Source organism: Saccharospirillum sp. MSK14-1 (assembly GCF_003054965.1).
In the GTDB taxonomy this organism is placed as follows: Bacteria; Pseudomonadota; Gammaproteobacteria; order Pseudomonadales; family Natronospirillaceae; genus Saccharospirillum.
In genome coordinates this window covers 195,270-219,494 of record NZ_MIES01000002.1, presented here as the reverse complement: position 1 = coordinate 219,494, position 24,225 = coordinate 195,270, and the positions used below count along the sequence as shown (strand labels likewise).

23 protein-coding genes are annotated in these 24,225 nt (G+C 55.6%); 8 read left to right on the top strand and 15 right to left on the bottom strand.

Annotation, left to right across the window (positions count from 1 at the left end):
- Window positions 1–5 precede the first annotated feature (5 nt).
- Entirely contained in the window at window positions 6–281 is a 276-nt protein-coding gene (locus BGP77_RS01090) for a DUF2160 domain-containing protein (RefSeq protein ID WP_233252265.1), read from the top strand.
- Window positions 282–348: 67 nt separating this feature from the next.
- A complete protein-coding gene (locus BGP77_RS01085; protein ID WP_108162879.1) occupies window positions 349–2,073 on the top strand; it encodes an ABC transporter substrate-binding protein in 1,725 nt (574 codons plus the stop codon).
- 35 nt (window positions 2,074–2,108) lie between these two features.
- Here the strand turns inward: BGP77_RS01085 and trmB are convergent, their stop codons facing one another.
- The 6 genes from trmB to ftsY all read right to left on the bottom strand — a co-directional run bounded on the left by trmB (window position 2,109) and on the right by ftsY (window position 6,989).
- Window positions 2,109–2,804: a tRNA (guanosine(46)-N7)-methyltransferase TrmB gene (trmB, locus tag BGP77_RS01080; protein ID WP_108162878.1), complete on the bottom strand. Its 696-nt coding sequence runs from the start codon at window positions 2,802–2,804 to the stop codon at window positions 2,109–2,111.
- Between the two features lie 14 nt (window positions 2,805–2,818).
- On the bottom strand, window positions 2,819–3,208 hold the full coding sequence (locus BGP77_RS01075; protein WP_108162877.1) for a DUF423 domain-containing protein: 390 nt from the start codon (window positions 3,206–3,208) through the stop codon (window positions 2,819–2,821).
- A gap of 81 nt (window positions 3,209–3,289) precedes the next feature.
- Window positions 3,290–4,162: an RNA polymerase sigma factor RpoH gene (gene rpoH / locus BGP77_RS01070; protein ID WP_199224155.1), complete on the bottom strand. Its 873-nt coding sequence runs from the start codon at window positions 4,160–4,162 to the stop codon at window positions 3,290–3,292.
- Window positions 4,163–4,366: 204 nt separating this feature from the next.
- On the bottom strand, window positions 4,367–5,335 hold the full coding sequence (gene ftsX, locus BGP77_RS01065) for a permease-like cell division protein FtsX (protein ID WP_108162876.1): 969 nt from the start codon (window positions 5,333–5,335) through the stop codon (window positions 4,367–4,369).
- On the bottom strand, window positions 5,332–6,009 hold the full coding sequence (gene ftsE, locus BGP77_RS01060; RefSeq protein WP_108162875.1) for a cell division ATP-binding protein FtsE: 678 nt from the start codon (window positions 6,007–6,009) through the stop codon (window positions 5,332–5,334). Before ftsE ends, ftsX begins: the two co-directional genes overlap by 4 nt.
- Window positions 6,006–6,989, bottom strand: coding sequence for a signal recognition particle-docking protein FtsY (gene ftsY, locus BGP77_RS01055; protein ID WP_108162874.1), 984 nt, complete (start codon window positions 6,987–6,989; stop codon window positions 6,006–6,008). The genes ftsE and ftsY overlap by 4 nt, the downstream gene beginning before the upstream one ends.
- A 213-nt stretch (window positions 6,990–7,202) precedes the next feature.
- Here ftsY and BGP77_RS01050 point away from each other — a divergent pair, with 213 nt between their 5' ends.
- The 4 genes from BGP77_RS01050 (at window position 7,203) to coaD (ending at window position 10,689) form a co-directional block, all read left to right on the top strand.
- Window positions 7,203–8,084 (top strand): hypothetical protein, encoded by an 882-nt coding sequence (locus BGP77_RS01050; protein WP_108162873.1) that lies wholly within the window; start codon window positions 7,203–7,205, stop codon window positions 8,082–8,084.
- Window positions 8,085–8,669: a 16S rRNA (guanine(966)-N(2))-methyltransferase RsmD gene (gene rsmD, locus BGP77_RS01045; RefSeq protein WP_108162872.1), complete on the top strand. Its 585-nt coding sequence runs from the start codon at window positions 8,085–8,087 to the stop codon at window positions 8,667–8,669.
- 58 nt (window positions 8,670–8,727) lie between these two features.
- The gene (locus BGP77_RS01040; protein WP_108162871.1) at window positions 8,728–10,131 is read left to right on the top strand and encodes a coniferyl aldehyde dehydrogenase; all 1,404 of its coding nucleotides are present in this window, start codon (window positions 8,728–8,730) and stop codon (window positions 10,129–10,131) included.
- Between the two features lie 66 nt (window positions 10,132–10,197).
- A complete protein-coding gene (gene coaD, locus BGP77_RS01035; protein ID WP_108162870.1) occupies window positions 10,198–10,689 on the top strand; it encodes a pantetheine-phosphate adenylyltransferase in 492 nt (163 codons plus the stop codon).
- A 3-nt stretch (window positions 10,690–10,692) separates the two neighbouring features.
- Here coaD and BGP77_RS01030 read toward each other — a convergent pair whose 3' ends face one another.
- Window positions 10,693–11,820, bottom strand: a complete 1,128-nt coding sequence (locus BGP77_RS01030; RefSeq protein ID WP_108162869.1) for a succinylglutamate desuccinylase/aspartoacylase family protein — start codon at window positions 11,818–11,820, stop codon at window positions 10,693–10,695.
- 159 nt (window positions 11,821–11,979) lie between these two features.
- Between BGP77_RS01030 and BGP77_RS01025 the strand changes: the two genes are divergently transcribed.
- Window positions 11,980–13,020: a GMP reductase gene (locus BGP77_RS01025; protein WP_108162868.1), complete on the top strand. Its 1,041-nt coding sequence runs from the start codon at window positions 11,980–11,982 to the stop codon at window positions 13,018–13,020.
- A gap of 3 nt (window positions 13,021–13,023) precedes the next feature.
- Here BGP77_RS01025 and BGP77_RS01020 read toward each other — a convergent pair whose 3' ends face one another.
- The 8 genes from BGP77_RS01020 to BGP77_RS00985 form a co-directional block, all read right to left on the bottom strand.
- The gene (locus BGP77_RS01020; protein WP_108162867.1) at window positions 13,024–13,551 is read right to left on the bottom strand and encodes a DUF6436 domain-containing protein; all 528 of its coding nucleotides are present in this window, start codon (window positions 13,549–13,551) and stop codon (window positions 13,024–13,026) included.
- Window positions 13,544–15,076 (bottom strand): methyl-accepting chemotaxis protein, encoded by a 1,533-nt coding sequence (locus tag BGP77_RS17980; RefSeq protein ID WP_158269229.1) that lies wholly within the window; start codon window positions 15,074–15,076, stop codon window positions 13,544–13,546. The genes BGP77_RS01020 and BGP77_RS17980 overlap by 8 nt, the downstream gene beginning before the upstream one ends.
- 335 nt (window positions 15,077–15,411) lie before the next feature.
- Window positions 15,412–15,894: a GNAT family N-acetyltransferase gene (locus tag BGP77_RS01010; protein ID WP_108162865.1), complete on the bottom strand. Its 483-nt coding sequence runs from the start codon at window positions 15,892–15,894 to the stop codon at window positions 15,412–15,414.
- A complete protein-coding gene (gene gshB, locus BGP77_RS01005) occupies window positions 15,891–16,955 on the bottom strand; it encodes a glutathione synthase (RefSeq protein WP_108162864.1) in 1,065 nt (354 codons plus the stop codon). The genes BGP77_RS01010 and gshB overlap by 4 nt, the downstream gene beginning before the upstream one ends.
- 99 nt (window positions 16,956–17,054) lie before the next feature.
- Window positions 17,055–17,663 carry a CDP-alcohol phosphatidyltransferase family protein gene (locus BGP77_RS01000; RefSeq protein WP_108162863.1) on the bottom strand — a complete coding sequence of 203 codons (609 nt, stop codon included), beginning with the start codon at window positions 17,661–17,663 and terminating at the stop codon, window positions 17,055–17,057.
- Between the two features lie 2 nt (window positions 17,664–17,665).
- Window positions 17,666–18,307, bottom strand: a complete 642-nt coding sequence (locus BGP77_RS00995) for an ATP-binding cassette domain-containing protein (RefSeq protein ID WP_108162862.1) — start codon at window positions 18,305–18,307, stop codon at window positions 17,666–17,668.
- A 5-nt stretch (window positions 18,308–18,312) separates the two neighbouring features.
- Window positions 18,313–20,028 (bottom strand): ABC transporter permease, encoded by a 1,716-nt coding sequence (locus BGP77_RS00990; RefSeq protein ID WP_108162861.1) that lies wholly within the window; start codon window positions 20,026–20,028, stop codon window positions 18,313–18,315.
- Window positions 20,025–21,215 carry an ABC transporter substrate-binding protein gene (locus BGP77_RS00985; protein ID WP_108162860.1) on the bottom strand — a complete coding sequence of 397 codons (1,191 nt, stop codon included), beginning with the start codon at window positions 21,213–21,215 and terminating at the stop codon, window positions 20,025–20,027. The genes BGP77_RS00990 and BGP77_RS00985 overlap by 4 nt, the downstream gene beginning before the upstream one ends.
- A 175-nt stretch (window positions 21,216–21,390) precedes the next feature.
- Between BGP77_RS00985 and glnE the strand changes: the two genes are divergently transcribed.
- Window positions 21,391–24,207: a bifunctional [glutamate--ammonia ligase]-adenylyl-L-tyrosine phosphorylase/[glutamate--ammonia-ligase] adenylyltransferase gene (gene glnE / locus BGP77_RS00980; protein WP_108162859.1), complete on the top strand. Its 2,817-nt coding sequence runs from the start codon at window positions 21,391–21,393 to the stop codon at window positions 24,205–24,207.
- Window positions 24,208–24,225: the final 18 nt, after the last annotated feature.

The following is a 24,225-nucleotide window of genomic DNA, read 5'->3' as shown; positions in this document are numbered from 1 at the left end:
GTGTGATGCTTCAGTGGATGGTGTGGACCTTACCGACAGCTGCCTTTTTTACGGCGATTGCTGTGATGTTATTTGGCATGACCTTATGGCAGCTGTGGGTTCCCACAATTGAACGCAAGGGTTTTTTACCGATCGTCACGACTCGTGGCGATCGACTTTTTATTGGTCTGTTGTGTGCAGCATATTTGCACTTGGCTGTTGTCGGTTTTACCGACATTTCGATTTGGTTTGCCTTAGGTGCGTCGGCTGTATGGATGGCCATTTTAATGCGCTGGGGTTAAGTCAAATTAAAAGTCATGGACGAGATAAACGTCAAGGATGACAGTTCTCGATAGCAACGAGGTGGCTATGAATAACAATAAGATCCCCTACCTATCTACGCTGGCTCTCAGCGCTTTGATGGCCTCCGGCAGTGTACAGGCGGAAGATCGACGCGCCGTTATTGAACGTTGGATTGATGAAGAGTTCCAACAGTCAACACTGACGCGTGAGGAGCAAATTGCAGAGCTGGAGTGGTTTGCCCAAGCCGCAGAACCTTTCCGAGGCATGCAGATTAATACGGTCGCTGAAGGTCTGACGACGCATGAGTACGAAGCGAATGTGTTGGCTAAAGCATTTGCCGAGATTACTGGTATTGAAGTCACCCATAACATCATCGGTGAAGGGGATGTTGTGGATACCATGCAAACGCAAATGCAGTCGGGTCGAAATATTTACGATGGTTTCGTTAATGATTCCGATGCCATTGGTACGCATATTCGCTATGGCGTGACTACGAATATTTCGCAAGCGATGGAAAATGAGTGGGCGGACTATACGTTGCCTACACTCGATCTGGATGATTTCATCGGTATTCAGTACACCACTGGCCCGGATGGCAGTATCTTCCAGTTGCCGACGCAACAGTTTGCTAACCTGTATTGGTTCCGCTACGACTGGTTCCAGCGCGCTGATTTTCAGGAACAGTTCCGCGATATCTATGGTTACGATCTGGGTGTGCCCACGAACTGGACAGCCTATGAAGATATAGCGGAGTTCTTTACCGAACACGTTGGCGAAATCGACGGTCGAACCGTATACGGACATATGGATTATGGTCGCCGCGATCCATCTTTGGGTTGGCGCTTCCACGATTCCTGGTTATCGATGGCCGGCATGGGCAGCCAAGGCGTGCCCTTTGGCAATCCGGTCGATGACTGGGGGATTCGCGTGGATGAAAACAGTAATCCGGTGGGTGCCAGTGTGTCACGAGGTGGAGCAACCAACTCGCCGGCATCGATTTTCGCGGTTACCAAGATGGTCGACTGGTTACGTGACTATGCGCCGCCTGAAGCTCAGGGGATGACCTTTGGCGAAGCCGGTCCGGTTCCGGCTCAGGGTAACATTGCTCAGCAGATGTTTTGGTACACCACTTTCACCGCCGACATGATTGATCCGGAACTGCCCGTTAACAGTGACAGCGGTCCGCTGTGGCGTATGGCGCCGTCACCGGCAGGGCCTTACTGGGAAGAAGGCATGAAAGTGGGCTATCAGGACGTTGGTTCCTGGACGTTTTTTGAGTCAACGCCAGAAGATCGACGCACCGCAGCTTGGTTGTTTGCGCAGTTCACCACCGCTAAATCAGTGTCTTTGCAAAAACTGTTGACCGGGCTGACACCGATCCGTCGCTCTGATATCGAGTCGGATCAATTCGGTGCTATGGCGCCCCGTCTGGGCGGCCTGGTTGAGTTCTATCGCAGTGAGAACGAAAACTGGTGGACACCGTCATCAACCAATGTGCCTGATTACCCGCGTATGGCGCCCTTGTGGTGGCAGAACCTGGCGCCCGCCGTCAATGGTGATATCAGTGCCGAGGAAGCCTTGAACAACTTGGCAGAGGAGATGGACGACATCATGGCGCGTTTGGCACGGGCGAACGTCTTTGATCAATACGCGCCGAAGCTGAATGAAGAGCGAGACCCGGAATATTGGTTGTCGCAGCCTGGCTCGCCAAAAGCCAAACTCGATAATGAAATGCCGCGTGGAACCACAGTTCCCTACGATCAGTTGATTGAAAATTGGATCAATAATTGAGTTCGAAAGGGCCAGCAGTCGCTGGCCCTTTTTGGTTAGAGCGTTCGGTAAATTAAATCCCAAACACCATGCCCTAAACGTTGGCCACGTTGTTCGAATTTAGTAACGGGGCGATGTTCAGGGCGCCCGTTTTGATAGTTTCCAACACCGGCGGTGTTTTCAAAGCCTTCGGCCGCGTCCATGACTTCCAACATATGCTCAGCGTAGTTTTGCCAATCGGTCGCCATGTGAAAGGTGCCGCCTTGGATAAGCTTACGTCGCAGTAATTGCGCGAACTCTGGTTGCACGATACGACGTTTGTGATGACGTTTTTTATGCCACGGATCAGGAAAGAACAGCTGGACACAGTCCAGGCTATGGTCCGCAATGCAGTCGTGCAGAATTTCCACCGCATCTTCTCGGAAGACCCGGATATTGCTCAGGTTATCTTGCTGCACATGATGCAGCAGGCGGCCAACGCCCGGCGTATGGACTTCAACACCAATAAAGTTTGCCTGCGGGCGGGCGCGTGCCATTTCGGCCAGCGAGTCGCCGTTGCCAAAGCCAATTTCGAAGACGACCGGTGCGGTATTACCAAATACCTGGTTTAAATCCAGCCGCCCCATTTTGTGTTCAAGGCCAAAATCCTCCCAGCCAGAGTCCAGGGCTAATTTCTGGCCTTCAGTCATGCGGCCGGTACGCATGACAAAACTGCGAATTTTGCGCTGAATGGGCGCTCTTTCCTCGGTCATGAAGCATCCTTTGATTAACGAGTCGGGCGCCAGCGCCACAGAATGAATGTGAACCAGGTCCAGCCGGTTAATTGGCCCAAGCCACCAATGGGGGTTAAGGCACCGAGTATCGACATATCCAGCAGCACCAACGCATAAAGACTGCCGCTGAACACTATGCTGCCCAGCGCCAGACAGTATGCGGGTCCTGTCAGTTTTTGTTCGAGTGTATGGAGCTGGATTGCGCCTATCGCCAACAACGCTAAGGCGTGGATAAGTTGATAACGCACCGCCGTTTGCCAGGTCTCAAGGCGCTGGTTGCTCACCAGTGTTTCCAGTGCATGGCTTCCGAAAGCACCAAAGGCAACGCCAAGACCCGCCAGTATCGCGCCTGCTATCAGAATGAGCCGAGAGTGTGCATTCATGGTTATTTCGCTGTTCGTTTAAACGTAAAAAAGCCGCTGATAGTACAGCGGCTTTAATCATTGCGTGAAAAAGCAGAAAGGTTAGAAATCGATGCTCATGACCTTTTTAACTTTCTTCATCGCATTTTTTTCGAGCTGACGAATACGCTCAGCTGAAACGCCATAAACATCAGCCAATTCATGTAAAGTGGCTTTGTTTTCGTTCAGCCAGCGACGCTGGATAATGTCTTTGGAACGATCATCCAGATCAGCCAGAGCAGCAAAAAGTTGCTCATTGGCATCGCTCTCGTAATTTTCCTGCTCGACCAGAGCGGCGGGATCGGCACCCTGAGACTCTAAGTAGTGCACAGGCGACAGGGCCGGACCCTCGTCGTCGTCTTCGGTCGGTGCATCGAAGGTGGCATCGTGAGCGGTTAGGCGACCTTCCATTTCATAAACGGTCTTGAGATTAACGCCCAGATCGTCAGCAATGGCTTGGGCTTCGCGCTCATTCAACCATCCCAGACGCTTTTTAGAGGAGCGCAGGTTAAAGAAGAGTTTGCGTTGTGCCTTGGTGGTCGCAACTTTGACAATGCGCCAGTTACGCAGGATAAATTCGTGGATTTCGGCTTTGATCCAGTGCACAGCAAAGGATACCAGGCGAACACCAACTTCCGGATTGAAACGACGGACAGCCTTCATTAGGCCGACATTACCTTCTTGGATCAGGTCGCCCTGATTCAGGCCATAACCGGAATAGCTTTTCGCGATGTGAACTACAAAACGCAGGTGAGACAAAACGAGCCGACGTGCTGCGTCGATGTCTTCCTGGTAATAAAGTCGCTCAGCCAGTTCTTTCTCTTCTTCTGCGGTGAGCAGATCGAAGGCATTGACTGATTGGATGTAAGACTCCAGATTTTGGCCTGGTGCCAAGGAATCCAGAGCTAGAGCCGGAACACTGCTGTTCAGTTTCACGTTGTCTCCTCCCCATCACGCGTTTGTAACGGTGGATGCGGTTTATGTGTCACTTATACTATCAGAAAACCGCGGTACGACCCTAGTATCGCCAGTAAAGGTCCTGCAAAACTAGGGCTACGTTTGGATGGTAACGATAGCGAAATTCCATCGTCCTGCCAGTGAACAAAGTCACCTACGCAGCGCGGGCTTCTTTGGATCAATCTAACGCGGTTCGGCTTCGCGCAAATGGCGCCATAGAGCAATGTGGGTGCCTGTCAGGCTGACCAGGGTGGCGCTGAGCAACAATATGAAGGTTTCACCAATATCGAGCCAAGTGACGTGCGCGTCCAGTCCATAGGTATCCAGAAAAGCACTGAGCGGCGTATGTAACCACCAGGCAATTCCACTGACCAGAATCCAAGCAGCCATGCCGCCGAGCAGGCCGTACCAAAGGCCTAAGTATAAAAAGGGACGTTTGATAAAGGCTTCGGTGGCGCCCAGTAATTTGACGATGCGAATCTCTTCTTTACGAGATTCGATGGCCAGGCGAATGGTATTTCCGACCACCAGCAGAACAGCAACGCCCAGCAATATGGCTAAACCGGTCACGCCCGTGGCAATCAATTCCAGGAAACGATTAAGCCGGTCAATCCAGGCCAGATCGAGTTGAACATCTTCGACCTGTGGCAGGCTGGTAATTAACAGCTGCAAGGCTTCTAGGTCGGTTGAGCTCTGGCCGTCAGGAACGACGACGATGCTGGCGGGCAAGGGGTTACTTTCCAATTGCAGGCGATCATCGTCCAGTGTCAATGACTGACTGAAGCTCTGCCAGGCCTCATCGGCCGCCACGTAACGCGTGCTGATTACTTCTGGACGCTGGGCTAACTCCTCGGTCAGGGTTTGGCCTTCTTCCAAACTGGTGGCGTCGGTCAGATACAGGGTGATCTGACCGCCAGCCTGCCAGCGTTCGGTCTGATGTTCCAGTGACGCCAAAGCGAGGTAAAACAGGGTCGGTAACGTCAGAGAAATAGCAATGACCAGCCAGGTTAGGGCGCTTGAGACTGGGTTGCGCACCAGTCTCATCAACGCAGCTACGGCGCAATCCCGATGGTGGCGTATCCAGGCAGCAGAAGCGCCCTGGGCCGGTTCATCGCGGCGGCGGTTCATGGCTTGCTGACGTTGAGCCGTCATGAGCGGCCTCCACCAAAAGGCGTGGTCAGTAAGCGGCCTTCTTGTAAGGAAATCACGCGATAGTTCAGTCGTGCGATCAATCCCAGGTCGTGACTGGCGATGAGCACAGTGGTGCCCACGCGGTTAAATTCTGAAAACAGAGCCATGATGTCGCGTGACAACGCCGGGTCGAGGTTTCCGGTCGGCTCATCGGCCAGAAGCAGAGCCGGTTTTCGAACCACGGCTCGGGCGATGCCGACTCGTTGCTGTTCACCGCCGGACAGTTGAATGGGGCGGTAGTTTTCGCGCTCCAGCAAACCGACTTTATCGAGGGCGGCGCGGACTCGGCGGGTGACATCGCGGGGGTGCTCTCCGGCAATCACCAGCGGCAGGGCGACGTTGTCAAAAACAGTTTGATCCATCAATAACTGGTGGTCCTGGTGCACGATGCCCAGATCGCGCCGAAAGAACGGCACCCGGCCTTTGCCTAATCGATTGAGCAATTGGCCATTGACCCTGAGTTGGCCCGATGAGGGTTTTTCGATGCGCATGATCAGTTTCAGCAGGGTGCTTTTTCCGGCGCCACTGTGACCGGTTAAGAAAACCATCTCGCCGCGTTCAATGTGCAAATCAACGCTGGCGAGGGCCTCGTGACCCCCGTCGTAGCGTTTGCTGACCTGATCGAAATGAATCATTCGCTGTCCTGGTCCAAAAGCGCATCGACAAAGGTGTCGGCTTCGAAGGGCCGCAGGTCATCGACCTGTTCGCCAACACCGATAAAACGAACCGGAATCCCCAGTTTGCGTGCCAGCGCGAAGATCACGCCGCCGCGAGCGGTGCCGTCCAATTTGGTTAACGCAAGACCCGTTAAATGAACGGCATCGGTAAAGCTTTGTGCTTGGCTGATGGCGTTCTGGCCGGTACCAGCATCCAGTACTAGCAGTACTTCATGCGGTGCCGTGTCGTCGAGCTTTTTCATCACCCGAACCACTTTGCTCAGTTCCTGCATCAGGTTGTCTTTGTTGTGCAGGCGGCCAGCCGTATCGGCGATGACGACGTCAATATCGCGCGCCTGCGCGGCTTGGACGGCATCGAAAATCACCGAAGCACTGTCAGCGCCCGTATGTTGAGCGATGACTGGAATGTCGTTGCGTTCACCCCAGGTTTGGAGCTGCTCGACAGCGGCAGCACGGAAGGTGTCACCTGCAGCGAGCAATACCGAGTGACCGTCTTTTTCCAAGCGCTTACTGAGTTTGCCGATGGTGGTGGTTTTGCCCACGCCGTTGACGCCGACGACCAGAATCACATAAGGCGACTTGCTGCGATCGATCTGTAACGGCGCCTCAACGGTTTTGAGTTCGTTCACCAAGGTGTCGCGCAACGCCGCCACCAGCGCATCGCTGTCTTTGAGCTCGCGACGACCCAAGGTCTCAGTGAGTGATTCCAGAATGGCCCGGGTTGCTTCAATGCCGACATCGGCTGTCAGTAGCAGCGTTTCTAATTCTTCAAGCAGGTCGTCGTCGATCTGCTTTTTGCCGCCCAGAGCCGCAGCCAGGCCAGATGTCAGATTGCCTCGGGTACGGCCCAGTCCTTGGCGGACCCGGCCAAACCAGGAGGCTTCGTTATCAGGAGTGTCGGTCGTTGTGGTCGAGCGCTTTTTGCCAAAGCCGAACATGGAGGATCAAACCTTCTAATGGATGACAGGCCGTGGTGGCCCTAAGCCGGCCTATGCTAGCAAAAGCGCTCGGCGAGCCAAAGCGAAGTGTCCATCGTGGCATCTGAAGCAGGGCTTAGGTACATTTGTCGCCACGAAACGTTTGCCGCATCACAGAACGTTTTGGATCACCGCCAACCCTGATGGGGTGTCATCAATTAATCTGGATCGAGCATGTTTCATTTTAGCCGTCGAACGCTCTGGATCATTATTTACGTCACCATTCCGCTGATCTTTATTTTGAACCAGTTGGGTGGCGAGCCCGATGCCGATTCGGCTGAGGCTGACCCTCAGCGTTGGTCGCTGGATGAGGTCGACTTTGAACAAACGAGCAATCGCTGGCAGGTGGATTTACCGCAAGCCGAACAGATTCGTCTGAGTGTTGTTCAGCCACAGGCACCCGCCGAGATGTTGGCAACCGGCGACTCATCCGGTCTCAGTCTCTCTCGCCAGGGCGGGCAGTTTGTGGTCACTGTCGTTAATCCGGCTCGACTTCAGTTGCTGGAGACCAGCGTTGATTTTCTGGTCGATTGGCTGCCAGACAGCGATGAACGGCGCATCGTTGTGTCCGGATCGTTAAATGATGAATGGCTGGCCGCCTTGGAGCCCTTAAATGGTCCGTTGCGCGGTGAGGCGCTCCCGGGTGAGGTTCGCGCGGCGGCGGCCGTATCGCGACTGACGGCACCACCGATGGGCAGTGATGAGCAACTGGCCTTTCTGATCTGGGTGGATGTGCTGGAGCAGCGACTGGGTGGCTACCAGCCAGATGTCCGTTGGGATCATCGTGCCGTTCGCAGCCAAGTACTGTTTAACCAGACTTTGGCGCCATCGCTGTTTGAACCTGTTACGGAAGACGAACTGGAACCGGTGCTATCGGCTTATCAGAATGCGGCGGCGCAGCGCCAGCGTCGGGCCGATCAGATTCATCGTTACTTGTTAACCACGGCGGTCTATGAATTACCGTTGGATTTCTTGCTGCGCCAACCCGAGCGACTGGCGCAGGTCGATCTGGCTGCGGTCAACCAACAACGTCAACAGAGCATGGAATCCCGCTAGATGGCACGTAGAAATCGCCCCAACCCCGGCCGTGGAGCTGGCCTGGTTCGTTTGATTGGCGGTCAGCATCGTGGCCGGCGTTTATCAATTGCCAACCTCGATGGCTTGCGGCCGACTGGCGATCGCCAGCGCGAAACCTTATTTAACTGGTTGCAGTTTGAGCTGGCTGGCAGTCGAGTCGCTGATCTCTATGCCGGAACCGGGGCTTTGGGTCTGGAGGCATCATCTCGCGGCGCACAGCGGGTCTGGCTGATTGAGCAACACCCGCAGGCGGTGGCGGCTCTAAAAGCGGCGGTGGGGCAGTTGCAGTCCGACGCCGATGTTCAGACCGCCGATGCCCTAGATTGGTTGAAACGCACCGAGGACGGTCCCTTTGATGGCGTTTTCGTCGACCCACCCTTTGCCGCACAGCTTTGGCAACCCACGCTGGAGGCGCTGTTGGCACGGCCGTTGTTGCGCGACAATGCCTGGGTCTATGTGGAGGCTCCAACCAATTGGGCACCGGTGGTTCCCGAGCAATTTCAGCTGAGTAAAGAGAAAACCAGCGGTGATGTGGTGCAACGGCTTTATCGTTACATATCTTAATTGACCGGCGGTCAGTTGGTTGTTAGCGTCGCTATCCTTGTTTCCAGGAGTCAGAGCGATGGCGGATCTTAATGCACTGTTTGACACTCAGCGTCGCGCCTTTGCGCAGCAACCTTATCCCAGCCTGGCGGAGCGCAAACATCGTCTGCGCCAACTCAAACGTCTGATTCTGGATAATGAAACGGCCATTGCCGAAGCTTTAAATGCTGATTTCGGTGGGCGGGCGTTTTATGAAACGCGTTATGCCGAAGTGCTGCCTGCCATCACCAACATCAACCACACTCTGCGTTCTTTGCGCCGCTGGATGAAGCCGCAAAGGCGGTTGCTGCATTGGTTGTATCAGCCCGCAACCGGTGGTGTCTGGTCACAGCCCTTAGGTGTCGTGGGCATTATGGTGCCTTGGAACTACGGTCTGTTGTTGTCGTGTGGACCGCTGATTTCTGCACTGGCGGCGGGCAATCGCTGCATGATTAAACTGTCCGAGTTGACGCCGCGTTATGGTGAATTAATGGCGCAACTGATCGCGCGTTATTTTTCTGCCGATGAAGTGGTGGTGATCAATGGTGAGCGAGACGTTGCTCAGGCGTTTTCGGCATTGCCATTTGACCATCTCGTGTTTACCGGTTCCACCGCCGTTGGCCGTCATATCATGACAGCGGCAGCTGCCAATTTAACCCCAGTCACCTTGGAATTGGGCGGCAAAAGCCCAGTATGGGTCGACCCCAGTATCCCGGTTGACGAAGCCGCTCGGCGCATGGTCTTTACCAAATGCACCAATGCGGGCCAAACCTGTGTGGCACCCGATTATGTGCTCTGCCCACCGGATCGCATTGAGGCATTTACCCATGCCTATCTGGCAGAAGTGAAACGCCAGTACGGCGACGATCCACGGCTCAGTCCCGATTATTCCGCCATCATTAATGCGCGCCAGCATCAGCGTTTAACCGATTATCTTAAACAGGTTCAGCAGGCCGGGGGGCAATTGCATTGGGCGGGGCCTGCCCCGGATCTGGACGATACGGATGCCAAACTGCCGCCGGTGGTGTTGACGGGTGTGGATCCGGAAAGCGGCGTGATGCAAGACGAAATTTTCGGGCCTTTGCTGCCGGTATTGCCGTGCACAGATGCCGCCGCTGCCGTTGAGTTCATCAATCAACGTCCCCGTCCCTTGGCGCTTTATGTCTTTGGCTATGCGCGCGCGTTGAAACCGCTGTTTCGCGAACGTACTCACAGTGGCTCAATGATGTTTAACGACGCCCTGATTCAAGTTGCTCAGGACAATCTGCCCTTTGGCGGTGTCGGTGCCAGTGGTATGGGGAACTATCATGATCGAGCCGGATTTGAGCGGCTGTCGCACATGAGATCGGTGATGGTTAAAGGGCGTTGGTCCAGTATGAAGCTTGTCTATCCACCCTATGGTCGCTGGATCCACCGCCTGATCCAGTGGATCGTTCTGCGCTGATCGCGCATTTGTACGCCTATGGCGGCTGGGTTACCATTCGCCGGCGTTTGAGCCCCGGAGCTAGGAATGTCCCGAACTGTCGTCTATCCAGGAACCTTTGACCCCATCACTCTCGGTCATATGGATTTGGTCGAACGCGCCTTGCGTCAGTTCGATAAAGTCATTCTTGCGGTCGCAGCCAGCCCCAAGAAAAAACCCTTATTCAGTCTGGATCAGCGTGTCGCTCTGGCGCGCGAAGTTACCAAAGACATGGGCGATGTTCAGGTCGAAGGGTTCCGCAATCTGTTGGTCGATTTTGCCCGTGAACAAAATGCGTTCACCATTTTACGCGGCTTGCGGGTGGTGAGTGATTTCGAATACGAATTCCAGCTTGCCAACATGTATCGGGCGCTGGCGCCGGATATCGAAAGTCTGTTTATGACGCCGTCCGAACAGTTCTCTTTTATCTCTTCAACCTTTGTGCGGGAAATTTCGCTGTTGCGCGGTGATGTCACCAAGATGGTGCATCCAGTCGTGCAACAGGCGCTCAAGGAAATCTACCACCAGGAAGAAGGCTGACGTCTAGTTGGTCAATTGTGTGCCGGGTTTGATCTGGCGTTCCTGGGTGGCAATCATGGCCAACTGCGTACCTGGGTAAACGATGTAACTTTGCGTGCGGCCGAATAACAAGCCGTCGGTCGGCGCGTAAACCGCCTCGCGTTGCGGACCCTCTCCGTCGAGCTGAACCACGTCAGCCAGATGGTCCCCCTGGCGGATGTGTTCACCCAGTTCACGTCGATACACCACCAACCCATTGCTGTTTGATGACACCACCTTAACCTGATCGACGTTAAGCGTCGTTGGTGGCAACCCCATTTCACTGGCTTGTGACTGAGCGCCACTGTTGCGCACAAAACCCTGCTTTTCCAGAAACGCCAGAAGGCCTTCGGCGTCACGTTGGGCAAAATTCTCATTCACATCTTGCCGGCCTCGTAATTCCACGGTGGCAGCAAAGCAGGGGCGATCGAGTGGCGCGTTCAGTACGTCGGCGACTCGTACCCAGGGCTGGGTGTGGCTGCCATCAAAGGCCACGGTGCCCCGCACGTCTTCTTCTAAGCGAACCGGAAATCCCAGACAGTCAGCTAACTGTGCGCCGATGTCAGTCTGGTGATCGCCGTAGAAAACATGCGGTAAGGCGGCATCGTCGCAATGAAGATCGAGTACGACGGTGGCATCGAGAGATTGACTGAGCAGCGCTTTGTGCAGTGCATCGATTTCGTAGTCCGCGTTTTTCTCGTCGACCAACTGCCGCAGTCCGGTACGGACCATGCGGTCGTTGGCGGCTGCGTCCGAACCTAATTGGCTGCTGAGTCGATCAATCAAATCATCGCTGTCGATGGCCATGCCGCGATTAAAGTTGCGGCCGGTGGTGGCATCGAAGCGACCAGGGAATTTCCCAAACAAGCGCTGATTTAACCCCACCGGATTCGCGTAAGGCACGATGACAATGCGCTGTGTTATTTGCCCAGCGGCTTCCAGGCGTTGCAGTTTTTCGAGCAGTACTTGAATGGTTAACAAGCCAGGCCATTCATCGGCGTGTAAGCCGGCTTGCAGATAGGCTTTGTGTTCGCCCTGGCCAAATTCGTGCACGGTTAAAAAGCGCTGATGACCCGGTGCTGGGGCCGGAAGCGGTAGGCGGGTGGTGTGCATGGGGTGCTCCTGAAACGTCTAGAGACTGAACCGGTATTCGCTCAGTTTCGGATGGCGCAGTGTACACCTAAGCGACCGTCGACGGGCAGCATTGGTGATGCTTCACGGCGCTGATATGCTGAATCCATCCGAACAGGCGATGGCTGCGGGAGTGTGATGATGCGTGTTGAAGACGAGGTCAAGCTGGGTTTCAAAGATGTCATGATTCGTCCCAAACGGTCCACGCTCAGCAGCCGTTCTCAGGTGTCGCTTGAACGTGACTATGTGTTTCGTAACAGCCGGCGGCAGTGGTCGGGTGTGCCCATTATTGCCGCCAACATGGACACCGTCGGGACCTTTGCTACGGCTAAAACGCTGGCGCAATCGCAGCTGATGACAGCGGTGCATAAGCATTATTCACGTCCGCAATGGCGAGATTTTCTGGCTCAGGCCAGTGCTGATGATTGCGCAGGTTTGATGGTCAGTTCCGGCACCTCCGATCAGGATTTTAAACGGCTGGGTGACATCCTGGCGCTCGACGACCGTCTGGCATTTATTTGCGTGGATGTGGCCAATGGCTACTCCGAACATTTTGTGCAGTTTGTTGCCAAAGTCCGTGCCGCCTTTCCAACACACACCATCGTGGCGGGGAACGTGGTCACTGGCGAGATGACCGAAGAGTTGTTGTTGGCCGGCGCCGATGTGATCAAGGTGGGCATTGGCCCTGGTTCAGTGTGTACCACACGCATGAAAACCGGCGTGGGTTACCCCCAGATCAGCGCGGTTATTGAATGTGCCGATGCCGCTCACGGACTGAACGGTCATGTCATTTCTGATGGAGGCTGTACTTGCCCAGGCGATGTGTCCAAAGCTTTCGGGGCCGGAGCCGACTTTGTCATGCTGGGCGGAATGTTGGCGGGGCATGATGAAAGCGGTGGTGAGCCGATCGAGATCGGTGGCCGACAGTACCGGCAGTTCTACGGTATGAGTTCAGAGACCGCCATGGGCAAATACCAAGGCGGTGTGGCCAATTACCGGGCCAGTGAGGGAAAAACCGTTAAGGTGCCTTATCGTGGCCCGCTGGCGGCGACCTTACAGGACATTCTTGGTGGTGTGCGCTCAACCTGTACCTATGTGGGTGCATCCGAGCTGCGTGAGCTGACCAAGCGCACAACCTTTATTCGCGTTCAAGAACAGGAAAACCGCGTCTTTACCGAGTGATGTTCAAACTGAGCAATAGCAGCCACGCGCCAGCAAGGGCAGTTGCAATTGGGCGTTATCCGGGCGGCTCAGATAGCTTTCCAACAGGCTTGAACCAGAGGTGCATTCCAGGCCGGTATTGATGGGACCGGCGTAGAGCAACTCGCCTTGGCGGGTTTGAATCGCAGCAAAGGGGGTGGCGGGAACCAATGACCGTAATGGGGCGGGTAACTCGGCCAGCTGCTGATACTGAAATTGCGTATGGTCGCCGTATCGTTCCGCCAGGTCGTCTAAGTGATCGACCGAGAAACGATTACAGCGGCAGTTATTCGCACGCACGATGGTGACCGTGATCGGCTCTTGTGATGCCGGGGCTGGCAGCAAATCCGTCAACTCGGTCACGTACTGATCCAGGTCGGGATAACTTTGCAGAATGCGATTATCGGCGTCGAAATCCTGAATCCAGCGAAACTGAAACCACCAGAAACCCAGGCTGATCAGCACCAGCCAGCTAACGGCCAGTGCGATCGCCAAGGTGTGACGACTAAACACGGAAGCGCGCCAGCTCGGTATCCAGTGTGCGGAAAGCGTTCAGGAGGTCGTTCAGTCGAGTATCGTTTTCGCTGACCGTTTCATGCGAGCGCTGGGTCAGTGTCGACAACTCTTCCAAGGTGCTGGCCAACTGGTCGGATGCTTTGGATTGATGAGCGGTTGCGTCTTTAATGCGCTCATTTTGACGAGCCGTTTCCGCCATGCCTTCATTTAACGCTTCCGACAGGCTTAAGGCGTTATCCGATTCCTGGGCGTTGTTGCCAACTTGCTCAACCACGCCGCTGATGGCGGTGACCGCTTGATTCGAGCTGGTCGACAACCGCGTCAGGATGTCGTTGATTTCGAGCGTTGACGTCTGGGTTCGGCCAGCCAGGGCGCGCACTTCATCGGCAACAACGGCAAAGCCGCGCCCTTGCTCACCCGCGCGGGCCGCTTCGATGGCCGCGTTCAATGCCAGTAAGTTGGTTTGCTCAGCGATTTTCTCGATAACGGTCAGTGTATCGGTGATGCTGGAACAATCGGCGGCCAGCTGGCCGACCACGGTTTGGGCTTCGCTTAAGCGCTGCACCAGGCCGTCGGCGCTGGCTTTGGTCGCCGAAACACTGTTGCGCATGCTGTCACTGGTGCGGTGACTTTCTTCGGTGGCGCTGGCGACTTGTTCGGCGGAATCGGCCACATCCTGTGACAGCTGAGAAAGTTCGGATGTTTGTTCCGCCGCGTTTTGGAAGCCACTGTCCTGATCATGAGCCTGGCGCACTAAATCATCAAAACGGGTGCGCATGGTTTCCAGTGTGGCGATCAGTGAACGGCTGTTCTGGCTGACGTTCGTGGTCAATTGATGAACCTGCTCCAGAATGCCATTGAACTGCGCCAACAGCGGATTGTCGGTGTCGATGGCTCGGACGGTCAGATCCACACGACCGGGTTCGGCACTGATCGCCTGGCTGACGCGGGCAATTTCGCGTGCCGTTGCCAAAACCGGACGCACTACTCGGACCAGCAACAGCAAGATGCCGGTTTCGGCCACGACGTAGAGGGCGTGAACCAGGATAAAACTGACCGCATTGAGGTCGCTCGCGGCCAGATAGCTGGTGTCGTATACAAAGACCGGTGCGCCTTGAGCCTGAAGCAAAGCAAACGTCAGGTGATGCACTGCTGCGGTCGCCGCGGCCGCCAACAGCGCCCAGCGATCTTGAAATGCAAACAGCACGGCGAGCAACACGAAAAAGCCGAAATGCAGTTCAATCAGGCCCTGGCCTTGATGGACATGCAGAGCGGTCATCGCCATAAAGCCGGCACCGAAGGCAAGGCGGACAACCAATCGCCCGGGTACCAGCCAATTAAGCGCTATCGGTCCTGCTGCAATGGGGATGCCGAGAAACAGGGCTTCAGCCCAAGTTTGGTGTACCGGCGCCAATGCCAAAGCCATTAATAAAAGGCCGGCCATGATCAGGGTCATAAGCTGGCCGATCACACGATCATAATCGGTGATGATTCGATAGACGATGGAGCTGGATTGACTCATTGAGTGCCTCGATACAGCGACGCCAGAGCGCGATGGCGACATTCATGCGGTTATTCTAATGTATTTGAACTTGACCACTGTTTTATTGATCAAGCGCAATTGTGTAGCTAAATCACGGTAAAATCGGACTTGGCAATAGTGAGTTTAGCAGGCGCACATCTGTCCGCATGGTTGATTTTTGAACATTACCATTCATTTGACTGAATGATTAACAAATTGTGATTCAGTTCCGCTTTGAACGATCTGAAAGGCAGACTAGAAGAAGACCTGGGTTCCGCCAGGGTGAATTGCAAAGATTCACAACACAGTGGGATTCGGGTGGTAAAACGAGGGGGTTATGGTTGGCGCTTGTTGAGCGCGCATTGCCAGCGCTGCAGCGTTTCGCCCTGGTCGGCGAGGAAGTCGCCACGGTATTCAAAACCCTGTTGGGTCAATACTGCCTGACTGGGCTGGTTGTCTGGCTGAGTAACCGCCAGAACGTGAGACAGCCCGGCGCTCGCGGCTCGCTGGCATAACCAGCTGACCAGCGCCGTAGCCAGTCCGCGCCGACGGTAATGGGGGTGTACGCGGTAGCCAATCTCAACACATCCTTGGCGAGGCTGTCCTTTGAACCCGCCCGCAGCCACCCAGCGATAATCCATCCAAATACCGGCGGGGCGGTACCATTGGGTGTCACGGGTGGCCGGTGCGAGCTGGTCGATCAGGCTGGCGACCAGGGCCGTTGAGTCGAACAGTTCTCGACAGCGGTCCGGCCGCGCCAATAGCTCTTTGAGCGTGGCATCGGACAACCAGTCAATGACCAGAGGCGCTTGTGTCATCCGTCCGTGGGGTCGTTGTCGAGCAGGTCGCGGGAACGCAGATCCGACAGACGCTTCATCAGGTGTTCCAATTCAGCGTGTTTTTCCTGGCGTTCATTGACACGATCTTCGAGGAAATCGATCACTTGACGCTGCAATTTAGTCTTGCTCAGGCGATTGATGTTAGTAATGCCACCCGGGTTGCAGACGTTGACTTCCAGCAGCCGTTCGCCGATCAAATCCAGGCCGACGAAGTCGAGGCCATCGGCCACCAGCTTAGGGCCAATCTTACGACAGACCCGTTTCTGGCCTTCGGTCAGCTTCCACGGATGAGCACTGCCACCGGCCTGAATGTTGGCCCGAACGTCGCCTTCAGCTGGCTTGCGGTGGTACGCACCAATGGCCTTGCCGTTGAGCATCAGCACGCGCACGTCGCCGTTTTCAGCGCCTTCGATGTATTCCTGCAGAATGACGTAGTTATTGCGTTCACGATCGATGTAGAAATCGAGCAGGGAATTAATGCTCGACTGCGCCGATTTCTCCAGCACGATCACACCGTGACCGCCGCTGCCATCGAGCGGTTTGAGAATCATCCGATCCTGTTTGCTCTCACGAATGACGCGCTTAAGGTAATCCTTGTTTTTGGAGACATGCGTCTCCGGCAGGAAATCATTGGATGGGTCATGGAAGGTTGTGTTGTACAGCTTGTTGCTGGCCTTGCGCAACCCGTCCACATCGTTGATGACCAACGTTTCGTTTTTGACCGCATCGAGAAAGCTGAGCAAGGTGGGCTCGATGGGCGGATCTTTGCGCACCATGATGCAGTCGAACGCATGCAAGGGCAGCATTTTCTCATCGAACTGCACCCGTTTATACAGTGATGACACACTTTCGGGCACTTTTTGCATCGGTTGAATGATGCGAGAAAAACCGTGAACCACATTGTTGCGGACGGTCAGATTCTGTGGATACAGCAGGGCCACCTTATGCTGACGCATCAGGCATTCCTGGATCATGACCAAAGTCGAGCTCTTGCCCGGTTCGATGTCTTCCCAGGCGTTGATCAAAAAGGCGATGTACATGTCTGGCCCTTGGTTGGTGAACGACAGCAGCCTAAACCGCTTTGCCGGTATCAAGCAATGCGCGTGCCTGCAATGCCGGAAAGCGGGCGCCTAGGATACTCAAGTGCGCAACGTGTGAAAGCCCCCGATGACGCGAGTCGCGGTAGTGATGACGCATAGCGCAAAAAACACGCTCGCTAACAGCACAAACGCATCGGGCCACAGGCACATCAATACAAAGAAGGCGATGGTTTCGGTGCCTTCTGTGATGCCGCCTAAATAGTAAAAGCCTTTGTTTGGATAACTCATGCTGGTTAAGCCGCGACGTTCAGCCTGAATGGCAAACGCCAGAAAGCTGCTGCCGGTGCCCATAAAACCGAACAACAACAGGGCTGCCGGTAATGCATTGGTTTCTGGTCGTGCCAGCGCAAAGCCGGCGATGATGGCGGCGTAGAACAGAAAGTCGAGCACAATATCCAGAAAGGCCCCGCTGTCGCTGGGGTGATTTAGCCGGGCAAGCTCGCCATCCAAACCATCGGCGATCCGGTTCAGGGCAATGGCCAGCAGCGCCAGTCCGTACCATTCGACGGCCAATAATGGCAGCGCCAGCAGGCCGATGCCAAAGCCACCGAGAGTCACCTGATTGGCGCTGATCTGGCGTTTGTCCAATTGGCGCGCTACGCCATTCAGCGGGCGTTTGATCAGTCGCAAAGTCCAGCGATCGAGCATGGTTATTCTCCGCTAGGGGCGATTAGTTGCAGTAAGGGTCCGTTATCGGAACGGTCTGAGGGATCGTGTGTCACCAGCAAGGCTGGAATGCCCAGTTCGGTAATGCGGGCAAACACCCAATGGCGAAAACTCTCACGCAGTTGTTGATCAAGTTTGGCAAAGGGTTCGTCGAGCAGTATTAACTGAGGCTCCGCCAGCAGCGTTCGCAACAGGCTGACGCGGGCGCGTTGACCACCGGACAGCGTAGCGACATCACGGTTACCCTGGCCCTCCAGACCAGCGCTTGCCAGTGCCGATTCAATGCGCACCCGGCGCTCGGCTTTGCTGAGCCCGGCCGGTAATCCGAACGCCAGGTTGTGAAAAACATCCAGATGCGGGAACAACAAGTCGTCCTGAAACAGAATGCCGACACCCCGATCTTCTACCGGTAACGCCGTTAAGTCGCGACCGTTCAGCCGGATGTCACCCTGACACTGAAACGCCGGCATCAGTGTGCCGCAAATGGCCGCCAGTAATGTCGATTTTCCCGAACCGCTGGGGCCCATTAATGTCGCAATTTCGCCAGCGGCCAGCTGGAAGCTCAGTGGCTGAAACAGAGGCTGTTGATCCAGACAGATGCTGAATTGTTGTAATTCGAAACTCATGCGTATCAAGATCCACCTTGTTGTAAGTCGCGATGACGGCGATAGCGCCAACTCACCACCAATGCGGCCAGAGCAAAACCCAGTAACGGCAGGCCTTGTTGTGCCAGCGCAGACACGGCCGCGGCGCGGCGGTCACTGCCACTGGCGAGACTGACGGCTTCGGTGGTCAGGGTGGCAAAACGACCGCCACCGATAAAGAGTGTCGGTAAGTATTGAGCGACCGAAACGGCAAAGCCGGTCGCCAGCGAATAACCAATCGGCCGCCACAGCATGCCCAGCTTGATGCGCCACCAGGCTTGCCAGCGTGAACCGCTGAGTGACTGCGCCAGCCAGCTGTAGCGGTCATCAAAGGCGCGGTAAGGGCCGCTTAACGTTAAAAAGGTATAGGGCAGTACAAACACCAGGTGGGACCAGACCAGAACCCACCAATGACGATCCAGATTGAGCCAGATCAGACTAACCTGAAAGCCGAACAGAAAGGCAATTTGCGGCACCAGTAACGGTAAGTACAACAACCACAGCAGGCGCTGAGCATTGAAATCACGCCGTTGATAGTTCAGTCGGACTTCATTTTCCAATGCCGCTATGACCAGAATGAGCGCGATCAGCGCTGCACACAGTCCCGTGCTGAAGGTCAGCCAAAGCGCCGAGCCGAATTGCCTGGGCGCGTTTTGCCAATGGCTCCAATCGAACTGTGGCAGGGCGTCCGGGAAACGCCAGGGGCCGGCCAGCGACCACAACACCAGCACGACCAGAGCACCGCCATAAGCCACCACTCCCAGGCCGAGCACGCTACTGGCGAGCGGGTGCAATCCAAGCGCCTGGCGCCAGCGCCGGCCGTTAAGAACCGCGCGTTGCTGCCAATAGCGCACCAGCGGTTCGGACAAGCGCAGGCTGAATAGCACGGCCACGGTCAGCAATAATAAAGCCGTAGCACCTGCCGCTCCGGGCAAGCGCAATAACAGGTCGGGGTCGTTGAAGAGCCGGTTCACCAAGACGGCCAGGGTCGGCGGGGTGGTTGGTCCGGCAATCAATGCCAGATCGACCACTGAGAGGTTATAGGCGGCGACAGCAAAGAAGGGCAATCGCAGCCGCGGATACAGTTGTGGCCACAATAATGTCAGCCAAATTTTTGTTCGTCCGTAGCCCAGGCTGCGCCCAAGCCACAGCGTTTGGGACACCTTCAGCGATGGCAGTGACGCCAGCGCCATAAACACCAGGAAAGGCGTCTCTTTTAACGTCAGTACCAGAATCAAGCTGATGCCCCAGGGGTCCTGAAACGTCAGCCAGTTGGGCGGGTAGACTGGTACGCCGGTCAGGCTGGCGAACAAGCGCATTAACCAGCCGCTGGGCGTGATTAAAAATCCCAGGCCAATGGCAAAGGCGGCATGAGGCACTGACAGGACCGGCGCCAGCCAGCGTTCCAGGCGCCGAAACAGACTCGAAGGGTAGAACGCCATCAGCAGTATCAGCGTGGCGACAACGGCCAGCACCGCGGAGCCAAGCCCGGTGATCAATGTCAGCTGAGTGGCGCGGATAAAGCCGGGGTAGTCCAGCAACTCGCGCCAGGGCTGTAAGCTGAAGTGGGTTTGATCGAGGGCGGGGAACCAGCCAAACGCAGGCAGCCAGGTACCCGCTAACCCGAGACTGACCGGTATTAAAAAAACCGCCAGTATCAGGGTGGGGACCCAGCTGAGTCTGAATCGTGGTGCTGAATTCAACGGGCGTAGCGTTCCAGCCAGGCTTGTTCCAGAGCGCCAACCCAGGAAGTGTGTGGTTCGCGCAAGACCGAACCCAGTTCGTCCGGCGGTAGAGTCGCCACGCCGGTCGGCAGGGCGTCAAACAGCGCGCGTTGCTCGGCGTTGAGCTTATCCATGGACAAAACGGTTGGGTCACCCCAGACATCGGTGTTGGCTTTGCGTGCTTGAGCCTGCGGCGACATGAGGAAGTCGGCAACCACTTGAGCAGCCGCTGTGTGACTGCTGTTGTAAGGAATGGCGACAAAATGGGTGTTACCGATGGAGCCGGCGTCATGCACGTAGGTGCGGATGCTGTCGGGCAACTCACCATTGGCGATGGCGTTGCTCGCATCGTTGGGATTGAAGCTTAACGAGATAACGATTTCGCCGTCGGCTAACAGCCGCTGCATTTCAGGAGCGCCATTGGTGAAGGTCTGGCCGCGTCGCCACATCAAAGGGTGCATTTCATCCAAGAATGTCCACAGCGGTTCGGTAACGGCCTCAAAATCTGCCTGCTCAACCGGCTGATACAGCGCGTCGGGCGTTTCGGTCAGCTCAAGCAGCGCCTGTTTCAGGAAGGTGGTGCCATGAAACGCCGGAGGGGCCGGGTAAGTAAAACGTCCCGGGTTGCTGTGGGCAAAATCGAGCAGCTGGGTCATGGACGTTGGTGCGTTTTCCAGTCTTGCACTGTCGTACATAAACACCAGCTGGGCCATGCCCCAGGGCGCTTCGAGGTGATCAACCGGGGTGGTGAAATCAAAGCGGGTGGTGGGTTTGTTTTCGGTATCGACCCATGCGTAGTTCGGCAGGTTATGAGTGAAGGGGCCAAACAACAAATCGTTGGCTTTCATCGCGGCGAAATTCTCGCCATTGATCCATACCAAATCGACCGAGCCGTTGTCATCGCGACCGGCGGTTTTTTCGGACAAAACCTGGCTAACAACAGCGCCGGTTTCGGCCACTTTCACATGCTCCAACTGGATGCCGTATTCCTGCTCCACCTGATCCGCCACCCAACTGAGGTACTCGTTGATTGGCTGGCTGCCGCCCCAGGCATGGAAGTAAACTGTCTGGCCGTCGGCGTCGTTGAGCACGTCTTGCCAGTCGTCGGCCCAGGTTAAACAACTGAGGGCGGTGAGGGTGGTGAACAGCAGAGATAGGCGTTTCATGGAATATCCTTAAAGGAAGAACGATCACGGCGGACGATGTTACCCCAAGCAGACTCCGTCTTGGGGGCTAAAGTTCCTTAATTCGTTGTTGTTGTGCAATTGGATGACAGGGATGGTGCTTGACAGTTCACAGTGGGCTGGCGAGCCTGAGCGATCTTGAAATAAGGAGTTCTCGATGACCGACGCCCATCACCCGCTGACGGATCACGCTGCCTGGCCAACGCTGACGGACGAACAACAGCAGTCGCTGCATAAGGCCGTGACCTGCAGTCCATGGTTGGCGCAATGGCTGGAAGGTCGCATAGCGGATTGGTCTGAGTTTGCCAACAGTCTGCATCAGGATGTTGATCCTGCGGGGCAGTTGCAGGCGCTCAGTCAACATTGGTCAGTGGACAATGAAGCCCAGGTGCTGGCTGATTTGCGTCAATGGCGGAATTGGCATTTGGCACGCCTGATCGTGCGCGATGCAACAGCTGTGAGTAACGTGCGTGAGACGGCGCGTGCCGTGTCCGATCTGGCCGATGCCGCCATCCGAGAAGCACTGGATTATGCGCATCGTTTTTGGGCGCAACAATGGGGCGAGCCGGCACCTTCTGACTATTCAGATGACCCTCAGCGATTGGTGGTTTTGGCCATGGGAAAACATGGCGCACGCGAGCTGAATTTGTCGTCCGATATTGATTTGATTTTCGCCTTTCCCAGCCAAGGCGAAACCAAGGCGGGCAACAGTCATGAAGCGTTTTTTACTCGCGTCGGACGCAAGCTGATTCAATTGCTGGATGTGCGTACGGAAGACGGTTTTGTGTTTCGTGTCGACATGCGGTTAAGGCCGTGGGGGCAAAGCGGTGCCTTGGTCAGCAACTTCAACGCGATGCAACGGTACTACACCCAGCAAGGTCGAGAATGGGAACGCTACGCCATGATCAAAGCGCGACCGGTGACTGGTGACCCTGCAGCTTGTGATGCCTTGATGGCGGAATTAAAACCCTTTGTGTATCGACGCTATGTGGATTTTCAGGCGTTGGGTGCACTGCGACGACTGAAAGATTTGATTCAGAAAGAAGTTCGTCGTCAGGGTCTGGAAGACAACATTAAGCTCGGTCGGGGTGGTATCCGTGAAGTCGAATTCATCACTCAGGCGTTTCAATTAATTCGCGGCGGTCAGGATACCGAGCTGCAACAGACGGGAACCTGGCCGGTCTTGAAATTGTTGGCGGGTGAAGGGTATCTGCCCGCCGGTGTGGTCGAAGAACTGACCGCGGGTTATGACTTTCTGCGCGACCTGGAGCACCGTATTCAAGCATTGCACGATGAGCAAACACAGCGTCTTCCCGCTGACCCGGCCGACCTGGAGCGACTGGCGTTCAGCCTGGGTTTGACTGACACCGATGCATTGCTGGCACTGCTTGAGCAACATCGAGAACGCATTCATTTCCATTTCAGCCAGGTGATCGCTGAAGACAGTACAACGGACGTCGATGCCGAAGCTCAGTGGTTGGCGTATTGGCAAGACCCCGCAGCGCAACCCGAGCAATTGCCCGCCGCCGCCGCGCAAGCGTTGCAAGCGTTTCGTGACGAGCCAGCCGTGGTTCGCCTGGAAGGTGAAGGCCGCGCTAATCTGGATCGCTTGATGCCGTTGTTATTGACGGAACTGGCGCGGACAGATCAGTTAGACAGCGGCTTTAGTGCCATTCGCCCCATCCTCGAAGCGGTGTTGCGGCGCAGCGTTTATTTTGTGCTGCTGGTGGAAAACCCAGCGGCGTTGCGCCAGCTATGTCGCCTCGCGCCAGCCTCTTCCTGGATTGCTGGTTTGCTGGAAAACAAACCCTATCTGCTCGATGAATTGACCGACCCGGACAGCCTGTATCGGTTGCCGCATAAGGTCGAATTAAAAGATGAGCTGCTGCAGATGTTGTTGCGCATTCCCGGTGATGATCTGGAGCAGCAAATGGAAGTGATGCGTCATTTTCGGCACGGCCGGGTGTTGCGGGCGGCGGCCTGCGAAGTCACCGAGGCCTTGCCGCTGATGAACATATCCGACTATTTAGCCTGGGTCGGTGAGGTGGTGGTTGAACAGGCGTTGGCGTTGGCCTGGCAGCAAATGGTTGATCGCCACGGTCGTCCCAGCCGGGTGAATGGCGATTGGTGTGAGCTCGATTTTGCGGTCATTGCTTACGGTAAGATGGGCGGTCTGGAACTGTCCTATGAGTCGGATTTGGATCTGGTCTTTCTGCACGATGCCGACAGCCAGGGGGAAACCGAAGGGCCTAAAGTGATCGATAACAGCCTGTTTATGGCGCGCTTGGGCCAAAAACTGATTCATCTGCTGTCGGCACAAACGCCGTCGGGCAACCTGTATGAAGTGGACGCCCGCTTGCGACCGTCAGGCAATTCCGGCTTGTTGGTGAGCAGCCTGGCTGCCTTTGCCAAGTATCAGCATAACCACGCCTGGACCTGGGAGCATCAGGCGCTGGTGCGGGCGCGGTGTATTGCAGGGGACCCGGCGGTCAAACAGCAATTCGAGAAGATTCGTGCGGAGGTCATTCAACGCGGTCGTGACCGGGAAACCTTGCGTCAGGAAGTGGTTGAAATGCGCGCCAAGATGACCCGCCACCTGAGCAGTTCAGACAACACTCTGTTCGATATAAAGCAGGATGCCGGCGGTATCGTCGATGTGGAATTTATGGTGCAATATGGCGTCTTATCATGGGCTGTGGACTACCCGGAGCTGACGCGCTGGTCAGACAATATTCGCTGTCTTGAGCAGTTGCATCGGGTCGGTTATCTGAGTGAAGCAGAGCACCGTCGTTTGTTGTCTGCCTATCTGGTGCTGCGCCAAGAGGTGCATCAGCGCATTTTGCAGCGACAGGCCAATGTGCTTGACGACACTCAGATCAATGCCGAACTGGCCGGTGTTCGCGAAGCAGTGACCGACTGTTGGCAAACCCTGATGGAAGCACCACCCCGCCAGCCTGAGCGCCGTTCGGAGTGATGTTGTAGATCGCCGGTC

Bases quoted from the DNA above. Each gene is read 5' to 3' on its own strand.
- BGP77_RS00985 (WP_108162860.1), bottom strand. From the start codon at position 21,215: ATGAAACGCCTATCTCTGCTGTTCACCACCCTCACCGCCCTCAGTTGT.
- trmB (WP_108162878.1), bottom strand. From the start codon at position 2,804: ATGACCGAGGAAAGAGCGCCCATTCAGCGCAAAATTCGCAGTTTTGTC.
- BGP77_RS01010 (WP_108162865.1), bottom strand. From the start codon at position 15,894: ATGACACAAGCGCCTCTGGTCATTGACTGGTTGTCCGATGCCACGCTC.
- BGP77_RS00995 (WP_108162862.1), bottom strand. From the start codon at position 18,307: ATGAGTTTCGAATTACAACAATTCAGCATCTGTCTGGATCAACAGCCT.
- BGP77_RS01025 (WP_108162868.1), top strand. From the start codon at position 11,980: ATGCGTGTTGAAGACGAGGTCAAGCTGGGTTTCAAAGATGTCATGATT.
- ftsY (WP_108162874.1), bottom strand. From the start codon at position 6,989: ATGTTCGGCTTTGGCAAAAAGCGCTCGACCACAACGACCGACACTCCT.
- BGP77_RS01085 (WP_108162879.1), top strand. From the start codon at position 349: ATGAATAACAATAAGATCCCCTACCTATCTACGCTGGCTCTCAGCGCT.
- gshB (WP_108162864.1), bottom strand. From the start codon at position 16,955: ATGTACATCGCCTTTTTGATCAACGCCTGGGAAGACATCGAACCGGGC.
- BGP77_RS01000 (WP_108162863.1), bottom strand. From the start codon at position 17,663: ATGCTCGATCGCTGGACTTTGCGACTGATCAAACGCCCGCTGAATGGC.
- glnE (WP_108162859.1), top strand. From the start codon at position 21,391: ATGACCGACGCCCATCACCCGCTGACGGATCACGCTGCCTGGCCAACG.
- BGP77_RS01075 (WP_108162877.1), bottom strand. From the start codon at position 3,208: ATGAATGCACACTCTCGGCTCATTCTGATAGCAGGCGCGATACTGGCG.
- BGP77_RS01030 (WP_108162869.1), bottom strand. From the start codon at position 11,820: ATGCACACCACCCGCCTACCGCTTCCGGCCCCAGCACCGGGTCATCAG.
- BGP77_RS01050 (WP_108162873.1), top strand. From the start codon at position 7,203: ATGTTTCATTTTAGCCGTCGAACGCTCTGGATCATTATTTACGTCACC.
- ftsX (WP_108162876.1), bottom strand. From the start codon at position 5,335: ATGACGGCTCAACGTCAGCAAGCCATGAACCGCCGCCGCGATGAACCG.
- rsmD (WP_108162872.1), top strand. From the start codon at position 8,085: ATGGCACGTAGAAATCGCCCCAACCCCGGCCGTGGAGCTGGCCTGGTT.
- BGP77_RS01040 (WP_108162871.1), top strand. From the start codon at position 8,728: ATGGCGGATCTTAATGCACTGTTTGACACTCAGCGTCGCGCCTTTGCG.
- coaD (WP_108162870.1), top strand. From the start codon at position 10,198: ATGTCCCGAACTGTCGTCTATCCAGGAACCTTTGACCCCATCACTCTC.
- BGP77_RS01090 (WP_233252265.1), top strand. From the start codon at position 6: ATGCTTCAGTGGATGGTGTGGACCTTACCGACAGCTGCCTTTTTTACG.
- BGP77_RS17980 (WP_158269229.1), bottom strand. From the start codon at position 15,076: ATGAGTCAATCCAGCTCCATCGTCTATCGAATCATCACCGATTATGAT.
- ftsE (WP_108162875.1), bottom strand. From the start codon at position 6,009: ATGATTCATTTCGATCAGGTCAGCAAACGCTACGACGGGGGTCACGAG.